Source organism: Betaproteobacteria bacterium (assembly GCA_016720855.1).
Classification (GTDB): Bacteria; Pseudomonadota; Gammaproteobacteria; order Burkholderiales; family Usitatibacteraceae; genus FEB-7.
In genome coordinates, this window is record JADKJU010000001.1 from 1,542,375 (window position 1) to 1,554,643 (window position 12,269).

The 12,269-nt window shown below is 67.4% G+C and carries 13 protein-coding genes and 1 pseudogene; 9 read left to right on the plus strand and 5 right to left on the minus strand.

Features of this window, described 5'->3' with window-relative positions:
• Positions 1-260 precede the first annotated feature (260 nt).
• Positions 261-416, plus strand: coding sequence for an isochorismatase family protein (locus IPP91_06895; GenBank protein MBL0141791.1), 156 nt, complete (start codon positions 261-263; stop codon positions 414-416).
• 135 nt (positions 417-551) lie between these two features.
• Positions 552-1,412, plus strand: a complete 861-nt coding sequence (locus IPP91_06900; protein ID MBL0141792.1) for an EAL domain-containing protein — start codon at positions 552-554, stop codon at positions 1,410-1,412.
• Positions 1,413-1,445: 33 nt separating this feature from the next.
• Here IPP91_06900 and IPP91_06905 read toward each other — a convergent pair whose 3' ends face one another.
• Together IPP91_06905 and IPP91_06910 are read right to left on the minus strand one after the other, a co-directional pair.
• On the minus strand, positions 1,446-2,978 hold the full coding sequence (locus IPP91_06905; protein MBL0141793.1) for an aldehyde dehydrogenase family protein: 1,533 nt from the start codon (positions 2,976-2,978) through the stop codon (positions 1,446-1,448).
• Positions 2,947-4,083: a saccharopine dehydrogenase NADP-binding domain-containing protein gene (locus IPP91_06910; protein MBL0141794.1), complete on the minus strand. Its 1,137-nt coding sequence runs from the start codon at positions 4,081-4,083 to the stop codon at positions 2,947-2,949. Before IPP91_06910 ends, IPP91_06905 begins: the two co-directional genes overlap by 32 nt.
• A 107-nt stretch (positions 4,084-4,190) precedes the next feature.
• Between IPP91_06910 and IPP91_06915 the strand changes: the two genes are divergently transcribed.
• Positions 4,191-4,637 carry an Lrp/AsnC family transcriptional regulator gene (locus IPP91_06915; GenBank protein MBL0141795.1) on the plus strand — a complete coding sequence of 149 codons (447 nt, stop codon included), beginning with the start codon at positions 4,191-4,193 and terminating at the stop codon, positions 4,635-4,637.
• A gap of 64 nt (positions 4,638-4,701) precedes the next feature.
• Positions 4,702-5,538 carry an SH3 domain-containing protein gene (locus tag IPP91_06920; protein ID MBL0141796.1) on the plus strand — a complete coding sequence of 279 codons (837 nt, stop codon included), beginning with the start codon at positions 4,702-4,704 and terminating at the stop codon, positions 5,536-5,538.
• Between the two features lie 35 nt (positions 5,539-5,573).
• Here IPP91_06920 and IPP91_06925 read toward each other — a convergent pair whose 3' ends face one another.
• The 3 genes from IPP91_06925 to IPP91_06935 all read right to left on the minus strand — a co-directional run bounded on the left by IPP91_06925 (position 5,574) and on the right by IPP91_06935 (position 8,278).
• Positions 5,574-6,821 (minus strand): nitronate monooxygenase, encoded by a 1,248-nt coding sequence (locus IPP91_06925; GenBank protein MBL0141797.1) that lies wholly within the window; start codon positions 6,819-6,821, stop codon positions 5,574-5,576.
• Positions 6,822-7,036: 215 nt separating this feature from the next.
• Positions 7,037-7,678, minus strand: coding sequence for a DUF1109 domain-containing protein (locus tag IPP91_06930; GenBank protein MBL0141798.1), 642 nt, complete (start codon positions 7,676-7,678; stop codon positions 7,037-7,039).
• A gap of 3 nt (positions 7,679-7,681) precedes the next feature.
• Positions 7,682-8,278 (minus strand): sigma-70 family RNA polymerase sigma factor, encoded by a 597-nt coding sequence (locus tag IPP91_06935; GenBank protein MBL0141799.1) that lies wholly within the window; start codon positions 8,276-8,278, stop codon positions 7,682-7,684.
• A 141-nt stretch (positions 8,279-8,419) separates the two neighbouring features.
• Between IPP91_06935 and IPP91_06940 the strand changes: the two genes are divergently transcribed.
• The 5 genes and pseudogenes from IPP91_06940 to pstS all read left to right on the plus strand — a co-directional run bounded on the left by IPP91_06940 (position 8,420) and on the right by pstS (position 12,153).
• Positions 8,420-8,710 carry a DUF2282 domain-containing protein gene (locus tag IPP91_06940; GenBank protein ID MBL0141800.1) on the plus strand — a complete coding sequence of 97 codons (291 nt, stop codon included), beginning with the start codon at positions 8,420-8,422 and terminating at the stop codon, positions 8,708-8,710.
• A gap of 22 nt (positions 8,711-8,732) precedes the next feature.
• On the plus strand, positions 8,733-9,572 hold the full coding sequence (locus IPP91_06945; protein MBL0141801.1) for a DUF692 domain-containing protein: 840 nt from the start codon (positions 8,733-8,735) through the stop codon (positions 9,570-9,572).
• Entirely contained in the window at positions 9,572-10,378 is an 807-nt protein-coding gene (locus tag IPP91_06950) for a putative DNA-binding domain-containing protein (GenBank protein ID MBL0141802.1), read from the plus strand. The genes IPP91_06945 and IPP91_06950 overlap by 1 nt, the downstream gene beginning before the upstream one ends.
• The gene (locus tag IPP91_06955) at positions 10,375-10,848 is read left to right on the plus strand and encodes a DoxX family protein (protein MBL0141803.1); all 474 of its coding nucleotides are present in this window, start codon (positions 10,375-10,377) and stop codon (positions 10,846-10,848) included. Before IPP91_06950 ends, IPP91_06955 begins: the two co-directional genes overlap by 4 nt.
• 275 nt (positions 10,849-11,123) lie before the next feature.
• Positions 11,124-12,153 (plus strand): annotated as a pseudogene (gene pstS / locus IPP91_06960) (phosphate ABC transporter substrate-binding protein PstS).
• Positions 12,154-12,269 lie beyond the last annotated feature (116 nt).

Here is a 12,269-nt window from a genome sequence, read left to right on the forward strand (position 1 = left end):
GTATTGCTAAACATTATCATATGCACTTGGGGCGAACAACTGCCTCCCGAGGATGCGTTGCCGCGTGAACTTCCCTGAGTTTCAGTATGCAAACGTGTGTATAGATCTGCGTGGTCGACAGGTCGGCGTGCTGTTCAGTTCGCTCTACAGCAACCGGGGCAGCCATTACTGGCGCACGCCAGAAACCGGCGGCAAAGGGGACAAAGCCAACCCCACCCAGTTCGGGCGGGCGATGGGATTGCGAGACGCACGTCTGCCTGATGCAGACGGCGCACGGCCTTCAACGCTCCGGGTTCGGCGTGTGGGTGGCCGCGAACGCCTGCGGAACCCGGTTCCCCGCCGATCACGACCTGGCACTGGGGCGCCAGCGCCAATCGGGCGCGGTGCTGGCGAGCGTCGACAGCCGCTACAAGTGAAATATCGCCGGTCTGGCGCCGAGGCGACTTGTCGACCTACCATGAACCCCTGGTGCAAGACCGTCTTGAAGTCTCTCATCGCGCCGATCGGCGCGGACAATCATTGCCATTTGCGTGAGTGCAATTCCCGCCCCCATGAGAAGCGCCGAGGTTCGCGAAACAGGAAAATTCGGGCCGCCGTCCCCGGCGGCGGCAATCGTGAAGGCAGGCCAGGGCGCCGGGCCCGCGGTCTCGTCCGTGCTCGACCAGGCGGGCCAGAGGGAAACAGCCGACCGGTTGCTCGCCGCGCTGCGCGGGGAGGAATTCGTCCTGTATGCACAACCGATCCTGCCGGCAACGCGCGACGCGAAGGATCCGCCGTACCAGGAAATCCTCGTGCGCTTCCTCGAGGAAGAGGAGAAGCTCCTGCCGCCCGGAAGCTTCTTCCCGGTTCTCGAGGAATTCCGGCTCATGACCCTCCTCGATCGCTGGGTGGTCAACCGGACCATCCGGTGGCTGCGCAAGCAACGCACCCCGGCTGCCGCGCCCCGCAACGCGATCAACCTGCACGTCGATACCGTGCTCGACGTCTCGTTCGGCTCGTACATCGCGAGACAGGTCGAGGCCGGCGGCGTGAGCGGGGCCACGCTTTCGTTCGAGGTTGCGTGGGAGGTCGCGCTCGCGCATCTGGACCGGGTTCGCACGCTGTTCGACGAACTGCGTCCGCTGGGCTGCACCTTTTCCCTCGCGTCGTACGCCGGTGGGGCAGCGGCGCATCTGGTGCTGACGGCGCTCGCGCCGGACTTCGTCAAGATCAGTGGTGACGTCATCGTCCGGATGGACCGCGACGCCCGGGCTGCGGCGACGGTTGAACGAATCTGCACCCACTGCGGGGAACTGGGCATCCGCACGATCGCCCAGTACATCGAGACTGCGCGATCCCTGGCGATGGCACGGAAGGTCGGTGTCGATTTCGTCCAGGGATTCCTGATCGGCCGCCCTGCCCCGCTCGTTTGACGGGGCCTGCCGCGCCGGCGCCACCCGGTTGCGTCAACCGATGTCGAAGGTGACTCCCTGGGCCAGCGGCAGCTCGCGCGAGTAGTTCACGGTGTTCGTGGCGCGCCGCATGTAGGCCTTCCAGGCGTCGCTTCCGGATTCGCGCCCGCCGCCCGTCTGCTTCTCGCCCCCGAATGCCCCGCCGATCTCCGCCCCGCTTGGGCCGATGTTCACGTTGGCGATCCCGCAGTCGCTGCCGGTCGCGCAAAGAAAGCGCTCGGCTTCCCCGAGGTCGCGGGTGAAGATGCTGGAGGCCAGGCCCTGCGGCACGTCGTTCTGGATCGCGATGGCCTCGTCCAGGTCGCGCCAGGGCACGACGTGCAGGATCGGGGCGAAGGTCTCGCGCCGCGCCACTTCGCCCTGCGCGGCCGCCTCGCAGATCGCCGGCGTCACGTACCAGGCGTCGGGGGCACCGGGCATTTCCCGCCGGGCACCGCCGAACACGACAGCCCCTTCGGCGCGCGCGCAATCGAGGGCTTGCTGCATCGCCTCGAAAGCGGAGCGATCGATGAGTGGGCCAACGAGCACGCCGGCGTCGAGCGGATTGCCCACGGGTAGGCTCGCGTAGGCGCGCTTCAGGCGACCGACGAGATCGTCCCGGATGGACTCGTGCACGATGAGCCGCCGCAAGGTCGTGCAGCGCTGGCCGGCCGTGCCGACTGCGGAAAACGCGATGCCGCGAACGGCGAGATCGAGGTCTGCGCTGGGCGAGACGATTGCGGCGTTGTTCCCGCCAAGCTCCAGGATCGAGCGCCCGAAACGGGCGGCGACTCGCGGGGCCACCGCGGCCCCCATGCGCGTGCTGCCGGTCGCGCTCACCAGGGGTACACGGGCGCTGTCAACCAGGGCCGAAGCGGTCGCGGCGTCGCCCAGCACCAGCGCGCCAATGTCCTGCGGCGCCTCCGGGAATTCGGCGAGCGTCCGCTTCCAGAGAGCGTGGCAGGCAAGCGCCGTGAGCGCTGCCTTCTCGGAAGGCTTCCACACCACCGCGTCGCCACACACGAATGCGAGCGCCGCGTTCCACCCCCAGACGGCCGCGGGGAAGTTGAAGGCCGTGATCACGCCGCACACACCGAGCGGGTGCCACGTTTCCATCATTCGGTGGCCCGGCCGCTCCGAGACGATGGTGAGTCCGTGCAGCTGTCGCGACAGGCCCACCGCGAAGTCGCAGATGTCGATGATCTCCTGCACCTCGCCGCCGCCCTCGGCGAGGATCTTCCCCGTCTCTATCGAGACCAGCTCGCCCAGCTCGTCCTTGTGACCGCGCAGGCGCTGCCCGAATGCGCGCACCACCTCGCCGCGCCGCGGCGCAGGGACGATGCGCCAGTCCAGGAAGGCGCGGTGCGCCCGCTCGATGGCGCCGGCGGCCTCGGCCGCCGTTGCGCCCCGAAGCGCCGCGAGGACTTCCCCGGTAATGGGCGTGCGCGCAACGATACCCTCCCCGGCAACCGCCGCGAGATCGACGCCGAGGGAACTCGCGAGCGAGCGGGCGCGCTCAGGCAGCGCGCCGGGTGTCGGCCAGGCCATGGTGGTCTCCGGGTTGGTTCGCGGCCTCGCCAGCGTAATGGCGCCCGAAGCGATTGGCGAGGAAATCCTCGAGCGAGGCCTCCTCCTGGCGCACGAAGCCGCGCGAGGCAAGCTTGCCTTCGCGCTGAAGGTCCACCATCGCGCAGATGCCCGCGGCCGTGGTGAGCTGGATCGCCGACAGGAGCCGCCCGTTCACGCGCTTGGCGTAGATCTTGCGCACGAAGGTCTCCTGCGTGAGCCGGCCTTCCTTGTGGCCGGTCACGGTCACGAAGACGATGACCAGGTCCTGCGTCGTCATGGGAATGGCGGCCTCGAACACGTCCTTGAGCACGCCGCGCTGCTGGCCCAGGCGCAGGTCGCGGATGAGGATCTTCACGATGTCGCGGTGGCCGGGGTAGCGCACCGTCTTGTAGTTGAGGTTCTCGACGCGCCCGCCCAGGGTCTCGCAGAGCGTTCCCAGGCCCCCGGAGGTGTTGAACGCCTCGTAGGTCACGCCGTCCAGGGAGAACTCCTCCCTTTCCTCGAGCGCGGGCACCTCGCGCACCGCACCGTCGATGATGGCCTCGCACGGATTGCAGTACTCGTTGATGAGGCCATCGGTGCTCCAGGTGAGGTTGTACTTGAGGGCATTGCTCGGAAAGATCGGCAGCGCGCCCACGCGCATGCGGACATCGCGAAGGCTATCGAACCCGAGCGTCGCGCTGTGCGCCGCAATCGAGATGAAGCCGGGCGCCAGGCCGCACTGCGGCACGAATGCGGTCTCGGCCCCTTCGGCGAGCTTCTTCACCACGCGCGTGGACTCCACGTCCTCGGTGAGGTCGAAGTAGTGCACGCCCGCCTTGCGAGCGGCACGCGCCACGAGCGGCGTAAGGAAGTACGGGCATGCAGAGATCACGGCGTCCTTACCCAGCAGGACGGGTGCCAGCTCGTGGTCGTCGCCGAGCGCGCACGCGTGCGTGCTGAAGCCCGCCTTCTCGAAGGGGACGAGCCGCTCGCGGTCCTGCTCGACGATCGTCACGTCGTAGTCGCCCGTCTGCGTGAGTAGCGACACGATGGCCTCCCCGATCTTTCCCACCCCCGCCAGCACCACCCTGGATTTCGCCATGATCGCCTCCGCTATGTCTGCGACGGCGAATCTAGCAGGTAGCACTGTCAGAGTGAAGCCATCATATTGACGTTCCAGCTACCATTTTGCTACATTATGACGACTCCATGCGACGAACTGTCACAACCGACGACCCGGACCGCAAGCTCCTCGCCCTCCTGCGCGAGGACGGGCGGATGAGCACAGCGGCGCTGGCCCGCAAGCTGGGCGTGGCGCGCACCACCGTCGTCGAGCGGATGAAGCGCCTGGAGCGCGACGGGATCGTGGCGGGCTATACGGTGCGCATGCATTCTCGCGTGCGGGGCCGGATGCTTCGCGTCCATGTCCTCCTGAGCATCGATCCCAAGAAGGGAGAAGCGGTGGTGGAGGCGCTGCGCGCCATTGCGCAGGTGCGGGGCGTCTATGCGATCAGCGGCGCCTTCGACAACCTGGTGTTCGTGGAAGGCGAGACGACGCAGGAGATCGATCGCGTGCTCGATGCGATCGGAGCGCTCCCGGGCGTGGGCAAGACGCAGAGCTCGCTCGTGCTGTCGGTCAAGTTCGACCGACACTAGCCCGCCGTATCGGTGCCGCGACCGCGCGTAGATGAAAAGGCATTCCAGCCCTGCCGGACGGCCAGTGCGAAAGGCGCTTTCCCTTTCGCTGCTGTGCGGGCTCTTCGCGGCCAGTCTGCCTTCGCCCGGCGAAGAACGCGTCGTCACGATGGGAAGGCAGCGCGCCGCCAGCCTTGCAGCCGAATGGAAGGTGGGCGAAGTGAACCATCCGCTGCTGGGGCCCATCACGTTCGCGGTCCAGGCGCAGGCCGTCACCACGCTCGCGCGAGGCGGGAAGATCCTCTCGACGGCCCACGTTTCCTGCCAGAAGGGCCAGGGGACGATCGCGATCGAATTGAGCAACGCGCCCGAATCGGACCCCGCCGACGGCTTGCGGCCGATGGAAGTGCCGCGCCTGGTCTGCAACAGTCCGAGCCCCGCGGCCGACGGCAGCCTGGTGAAGAGCGCCGTTGCCGCGAAATGGGAGATCGGCGTCCTGGGCGATACGTTGGCCCGCGGGTTGTCACCTTCCGCGTTGCGCGGGTGTGTTTCGATCGACGTGCTGCAGAATGTCGCGCTGACCCCGAGCGCTTCCCGCGAGAGCCAGCGGATCGCCATGGAACTCACGCCCTACAGCAGGGAGCTGGAAGCGGTATTCGCGGCGTGCGGGGAGACGACCGCGCCCGCGCCTTCGGAGCGCCCTCCTGTCGCCGATGCCCGGTGGAAGCCCGCTCGCACGGCTGAAAAGGGCAGGACAAACGTGCGCCAGGCGGCCAGTGCCGATTCGCACCTGGTCATCCAGCTCGCCCCCGGAACGAAAGTTGTCGTCCAGCGCGCATCGGCGCAATGGTGGAAGGTGAAACCGCGCAGCGGCCCGGGCTTCAGCGGCTACGTCCGGCAGGACCGCCTCGCATTCGACTAGCGGCCTTGCGCAGTCCGCGCGTTTCTCCGGGCGCCTCAGGTCGGCAGCGCGACCTGGTGATCGACGCTGAACTGGTAATCGCGGAATACGTGCTCGGCCGTGAGCAACTGCCAGGTGCCGTCGGCGAGGCGGCGCGACGTGTCCTTGAGCCGGTACACGTAGTGCCCGCACGTCCAGCAGTCGAAATTTCGCATCTGGGTGCAAAGGCAGGTCTTGTCCTTCACCGAGACCTTCTTCGCTTCCGGATGGGCTTCCACCTCCCGGTTGTAGGCGTTGATGTAGGCGCAATTTCCCTTGTTGTCGAGGAGGTACCCGTACGCCTCGCAGTTGGGCCGGATGCCGTCGCCGATCGCCGGGCTCGTCGTGAGCATGCGCATCGGGTATCCCGTCGGGGAAATGGTATTGACCACAACCTGGTCTTCCGTCGACTTGAAATACTCCTGCTTCACCTTGTCCGGCAGCCCGCATTCCCGGGTCACGGTGAAGCGCGTGGCCACCTGCACCGCCGCGGCGCCGGTCTCGAGGTACGACACCGCGTCGCTCCCGGTGAAGATGCCGCCTGCCGGAATGAGCGGTATGTCCAGCGCCTGTTCCTTCAGATACGCCTGGATCTCGTTCACGATGGTGCGCAGGTCGTACGTGTTCCAGTCCTCGGCGCCGAACCCCAGGTGGCCGCCGGCCAGCGGCCCCTCCACGACGATGTAGTCGGGCAGCCGCCCGATTCTCGCGTTCTTGCGCAGGAACAGCTGCAGCGCGCGCAGCGACGACACGATGATGCCGAGCTTGGCGTCGCGAAAGCGCGGGTGCTCTTCCATCATCGCGAACGAGTTGAGGTGCAATCCCGCGCTCAGCGTGATGCCGTCGATGCCGGCATCGAGGGCGGCCGTGAGGCGCACCTTCAGCGTTTCCCGCGGCGCGTTCATCGTCAGCTTTTCCATGCAGTTGACGAAGATCATCCCCTCGCCGCGCTTCGCCTCCATCGTCCGCCCGACGTGGTTGTGCGTCGCCTCGACGAGGCGGTCGAGGTTGAACAGCACGGCCGACTTGTCGCTGTTGGCGACGTTGTACTTGTAGAGCTTCTGCTTTTCCGCGACGAAGCCGGTGTTGAAGCGGCGATCGGAAACCGTCTGCACCATGGCGTCGGAGATATGGCCGATGCCGCCCAGGCGCGCGACTTCGAGCGCAAGGCCGGCGGTCGAGATGTCGACCCCCATGCCCCCGCAGACGATCGGGACCAGCTCCCGCGTTCCGAAGCGCAGGCGAAAATCGTTCACGCGTTGCATCGTTATTCCCCTGGTCACTCCGGATGGGCCGAAAGTCGGGCCGGAACAAAGCCGGCCACGCACTCGGCGGCACGAACCGCAGTATTTTGGATTACGCCGTGTTGGTCAACCGACGCATCCGGAAATCAGCACCCCGGCGCGGGCGCCGTGATGCGCCGCGGATCGTTCGAGCCGTGGAAGCGGTTGGCCCCCATGGGGTTGCCGCCGAGCGCGGTTTACCAGCGCAGCAGACGAGGGCCAGCCACCCAGCCGGCCAGCGCCGGGATCACGATGCCGAGCGGGTACCAAACGGCGAGGAACGGTGGCGCCATTTCCGGGCAGTGCAGGCAGTAGACGAGCGCGCCGGCCGAACCTGCGAGGAGCCCGGAGAACGCGCCCGCCAGCGCCAGTCGCGTGGGCGCCAGGCCTCCCATGGCCCAGAAAGTCCCGACGAAGACCGGCCCCGACAGCAGGGCGATGTTGAGTGGGCACACTGCCCAGGAATTGCCGAACAGCAGCGAGCCCCGCTCCGCTGGGGAAGCGGTTGCAAGGACGACGACGGCCAGGGCCCACATGCCCGCAACTGGTATCGCGATCACAGCCCCGGCATGGCCCAGGCCCGCGCCGGGACGCGAGAGCCTCGACACGGCAATGAGGGCGACGAGAAGCAGCGCGAGCGGCAACGCGAGCTTGACCCAGAACATCGGCAGGCGCGTGGCCGAAGCCAGGTCGGGTCGCACACCCAGGAGGGCCACCATGAGCGCGACAGCGCCCGCGATTCCCCACCCCAGTGCGAGCGCGTAGCGCCGCCGCAGGATGCCCGGCTTCACGGGCGGGGCATTTCTCGCGAGCATGTCAATCAGGTCATCGGTCTGCATCGTTCACTCCCGGACAAACGCGGCCAGCACTTTCAGCCCTCGGTGCACGCCGATCTTCACCGCGGATTCCGACAGCCCCGTGAGCTTCGCGGTCTCCGCCACGGACCGTCCCTCGATCTTCACGTGCAGGATCGGCAGCCTCTGGCGGTCGGGCAATCGCGACAGCAGTGCGCCGAGATCACGCCGCGCGTCCCGCGCCTCGACGTCGGAGGCGGCCAGCAATTCGTCCTCGTCGCCGAGCGGGACGTCCAGCGCCTCGCGACCCGAGCGCCGGCGCAGGAAGTCGATCATCTTGTAGCGCGCGATGGCGTGCGCCCACGCTGTCAACGGCTGGGATGCGTCGTAGGTGTGGCGCTGGTTGTGTACGGCCAGCAGCGTTTCCTGCACCAGATCCTCCACTTCGTCGGGCACGCGCGTGAGCCGCCCCCTCAGGAACGCGCGAAGGAACGCCCCCAGCGCCTTGAGGAATGCGTGGTATGCCTCGCCTTCTCCGGAGAGCCCGCGGATCAGGAGGTCCTTCAGATGGTCTTCCTGTGCGCTCACGCGCTCCCCGCTCCTCTTATTCGCGCGCGGCGGCTCATCGGTTACAGGTCGCGCGATTTTCCCGCCGGAACAGGGGATTCTGCCCGACCCCGTAACCAGGCGCCAATACGGCGCGAACTACCTGTCGGGCCGCACTGTCCGGAACGCTTCGAATGCCGGGCGAGCGGCGCCTCCCAACCAACCCGAAGGAGCTTACCGATGAATTCCCGAAATCTCGCCATCACCGCCATCGCGCTTGCCACCCTCACGGCAGGCGTCGCGAACTCCGCCGACATGGACAAGAAGGACATGAAGTCTGACGCGACGGAGAAGTGCTACGGCGTCTCGATGGCCGGCAAGAACGACTGCGCCGCCGGACCCGGCACCACCTGTGCCGGCACCTCGAAGAAGGACTACCAGGGAAATGCCTGGAAGCATGTCCCGAAGGGCACCTGCACGAGCATCAAGACCCCGAACACAATGGGTTCGCTCGCTCCCCTCAAGGCCTAGCATCCCTCAGCACTCCGACACCATGGCTCCCGATCTTACCGCCGGGCTGGGACTCAAGCCCCAGCACTACGAGGAGGCGCGGGCCTGCCCGGCGGATGGGCTATGGTTCGAAGTGCATCCCGAGAACTATCTCGTCGACGGCGGGCCGCGGCTGGGCTGGCTTCGCGCGATCCGCGAACGCCATCCCGTGAGCCTTCATGGGGTGGCGCTCTCGCTGGCGGCCGACGCGCCGCCCGATGCACGGCACCTGCAACGCCTTCGCGCGCTCGCCGATCATATCGAGCCCGCGCTCGTCTCCGAGCATCTCGCGTGGTCCACGTGGCGCGGGGCTTACCATCCGGACCTGCTGCCTTTCCCGCGCACGAGCGAGGCGCTGGCGCGCGTCTGCGCCAACGTCGCCGCTGCCCAGGACGCGCTCCGCAGGCGGATGGCGGTCGAGAATCCCTCCCACTACCTGCACATCGACGGGCACGAGTGGAGCGAGATCGATTTTCTCACGGAGCTCTCGCGCCGCACCGGCTGCGGGCTCCTGCTCGACGTGAACAACGTCTTCGTGAGCGCTTCCAACACGGGATTCGCGGCCGAAGCCTACGTGGATGCCTTCCCGGGTGATCCCGTGATGGAAATCCACCTCGCCGGTCATTCGCGGGACGCCCTGCTGGGTGAACGGCTGCTCGTCGATTCGCACGACGCACCCGTGAGCGAGCCCGTGTGGGCGCTTTACCGGCGCCTGGTTTCCCGTATCGGGGCGCGTCCGACCCTCATCGAGCGCGACGACCAGGTCCCTTCATTCGCGGAGCTGCTTGCCGAGCGCGGGCGTGCCCATGCCGCGCTTGAAGTGCCCGCGGCGAGGGCTGCCTGATGCCCGCCAGCGCCTCGGTCCCGCTCTGGCGCTTCCAGGATGCGTTCGCGCGCGCGCTCGTGCCCGGATCCGCCCCGGCCGACGCGATCGTGGCGGGGATCGTGGCGCAACCGGCCTTCGCCCTCTACCGCAACACGGTGATGAAAGGGTGCATCGACGCCCTGCAGGCAAGCTTCCCTGCGGTGGCACGACTGGTGGGCGAGGAATGGTTTCGCGCCGCAGCCGCCGTGTACGTGGCGGGCGAGCCGCCGATGGAGCCGTCGCTCCTCGCCTACGGAGCTACGTTTCCGGCTTTCCTGGACGGGTTCACGCCGGCCGCGGAACTCACCTACCTGTCCGGCGTGGCGCTTCTCGACCGGCACTGGACCGAAGCGCACGTCGCCACCGACGCGCCGGTGCTCGGGCGGGCAGCTCTCGCAAACCTCGATCCCGAGACGCTGGCGGGCGCGGTGCTGCATCCCCACCCCGCTGCGCGGTGGGCGTGGTTTGCGGATACGCCGGTCTACACGATCTGGCGCCGCAATCGCGAGGAGAGCGGCTCCGAATGCGGGATCGACTGGCGGGGCGAAGGCGCCGTCATCACGCGGCCGGTCGATGCCGTGCGCTGGAACGCAATCGACGCCGCGAGCTGGCGGTTTCTGGACACATGCGCGAAGGGCATGCCGGTTGCGCAGGCGATCGAAGCGGCGCTCGAAGTCGACAGGAACGCGAACCTCGTGCGACTCGTCTCGACGTTGCTCGACGCCGGTGCCTTCGGCCGGCTCGCCCTTTCCACGGACAACCCATCCTTGAGGCATCTTCCATGAACCGCGTCGCCGCCGTCGCCGCACCTTCCACCGCCGGCCCTCGTTCCTCCTGGAACCGCATCGCCGAGGCGATTTCCGGCTTCGTGAGCGACGGGCTTCTCGCCTTGTTCGCCCGCTTCGCGCTGGGTTCGATCTTCTTCCTGTCGGGGCGGACCAAGGTCGAGGGTTTCCTCACCGTGACCGAAGGCGCCTTCACGCTCTTCCGCGAGGAGTACAAGGTGCCACTCCTGCCGCCGGAAATCGCGGCCCACCTCGCCGCCTACGCGGAGCACCTGCTTCCCGTGCTGCTTGTCCTGGGCCTCTTCACGCGGCTGTCGGCGCTGGGCCTGCTGGGAATGACGACGGTGATCCAGGCCTTCGTGTATCCCGACGCGTGGCCCACTCACCTTTCCTGGGCGGCGCTCGCGCTCCTGCTCGTGGGGCGCGGGGCGGGACCGACTTCCCTCGACCATGCGCTGGGGATTCGGTAGAAGGGCGGCAACAGCCCGTCGAGCCGCCGTGGTCCCGATACTTTCGACCGGCTCCGTCCTGCCATCCGTGTTCGTTCCCGTCACGGACCGGAGCACCCCATGACACCGCGTCGCATGATGGCCGGAATCGCGAAGCCCGCGATCGCCCGCGAATAGCGCCGGAAGGCCGCTGCGCAGCGCTTGCCTCTCCCGGCCCCTGCGGGGCCCTTGTCACGGAACGGTCACACGGCCGCCGTAGAGTCCCGCATGTCAATCGACAGGACCGGGAGAAGCAAATGAAATCAGAAATTCTGGCGGCGGCCGCCCTCGTGGCGGCCACCATCGCACCCGCGGCATTCGCGACCGACATCACCGGTGCGGGCGCCACGTTTCCGTACCCCCTCTATGCGAAGTGGGCCGACGCGTACAGGAAGGCCACCGGTACGGCCATGAACTACCAGTCCATCGGCTCCGGCGGCGGTATCAAGCAGATCACCGCGAAGACCGTGGACTTCGGCGCCTCCGACATGCCGATGAAGCCCGAGGACCTGAAGAAGAACGGCCTGGTGCAGTTCCCCGCGATCATGGGCGGCGTGGTGCCCGTGTACAAGCTCGACGGGATCAAGCCCGGCGAGCTCAGGTTCACCGGCCCCCTCCTCGCCGACATCTACCTCGGCAAGGTGAAGAAGTGGAACGACCCGCAGATCGCGAAGCTCAATCCCGGCGCGAAGCTGCCCGGCAACGACATCGCCGTGGTGCACCGCTCCGACGGTTCCGGAACGACGTTCCTCTGGACCAACTACCTCTCGAAGGTGAGCCCGGAATTCAGGAGCGCCGTCGGCGAAGGCACGTCGGTCAAGTGGCCCGCGGGCGTGGGCGGCAAGGGGAACGAAGGCGTCGCCTCCTTCGTGCAGAAGATCAACGGCGCCGTCGGCTACGTCGAATACGCCTACGCGAAGCAGAACAAGCTCGCGCATGGCCAGATGCAGAACAAGGCGGGCAAGTTCATCCAGCCCGACGATGCCTCCTTCAAGGCCGCAGCCGCCGGCGCGGACTGGAAATCGGTCCCGGGGATGGGCGTCGTGCTCACCGACCAGCCGGGCGACAAGCTGGCCCGCCACCGGCGCTTCCTTCATCCTCATCCACGCGAAGCAGGAAAAGCCCGAAGCCGCCCGTGAAGTCCTCAAGTTCTTCGGCTGGGCCTTCAGCAACGGCGCGACGATGGCCGAGGAGCTGGACTACGTTCCCATGCCCGCCGCCGTCGTGAAGGAGATCCAGGCTTCCTGGAAGGGCATCACGGACGGTTCCGGGAAGGCCCTCAACTGAACCCGCTTCGACCCGGCCGGGAGGGCGCCCGTGCGCGCCGTATTGGATAATGCGGGATTCGCAGCCGCGGGGAATCCCTCCACGGAGGTGATCTCCCATCCGCCCGGGCCGCCCTT

Excerpts from the sequence above, each read along its gene's own strand:
- IPP91_06895 (MBL0141791.1), top strand. The coding sequence starts at position 261 with ATGCAGACGGCGCACGGCCTTCAACGCTCCGGGTTCGGCGTGTGGGTG.
- IPP91_06900 (MBL0141792.1), top strand. The coding sequence starts at position 552 with ATGAGAAGCGCCGAGGTTCGCGAAACAGGAAAATTCGGGCCGCCGTCC.
- IPP91_06905 (MBL0141793.1), bottom strand. The coding sequence starts at position 2,978 with ATGGCCTGGCCGACACCCGGCGCGCTGCCTGAGCGCGCCCGCTCGCTC.
- IPP91_06910 (MBL0141794.1), bottom strand. The coding sequence starts at position 4,083 with ATGGCGAAATCCAGGGTGGTGCTGGCGGGGGTGGGAAAGATCGGGGAG.
- IPP91_06915 (MBL0141795.1), top strand. The coding sequence starts at position 4,191 with ATGCGACGAACTGTCACAACCGACGACCCGGACCGCAAGCTCCTCGCC.
- IPP91_06925 (MBL0141797.1), bottom strand. The coding sequence starts at position 6,821 with ATGCAACGCGTGAACGATTTTCGCCTGCGCTTCGGAACGCGGGAGCTG.
- IPP91_06930 (MBL0141798.1), bottom strand. The coding sequence starts at position 7,678 with ATGCAGACCGATGACCTGATTGACATGCTCGCGAGAAATGCCCCGCCC.
- IPP91_06940 (MBL0141800.1), top strand. The coding sequence starts at position 8,420 with ATGAATTCCCGAAATCTCGCCATCACCGCCATCGCGCTTGCCACCCTC.
- IPP91_06945 (MBL0141801.1), top strand. The coding sequence starts at position 8,733 with ATGGCTCCCGATCTTACCGCCGGGCTGGGACTCAAGCCCCAGCACTAC.
- IPP91_06950 (MBL0141802.1), top strand. The coding sequence starts at position 9,572 with ATGCCCGCCAGCGCCTCGGTCCCGCTCTGGCGCTTCCAGGATGCGTTC.
- IPP91_06955 (MBL0141803.1), top strand. The coding sequence starts at position 10,375 with ATGAACCGCGTCGCCGCCGTCGCCGCACCTTCCACCGCCGGCCCTCGT.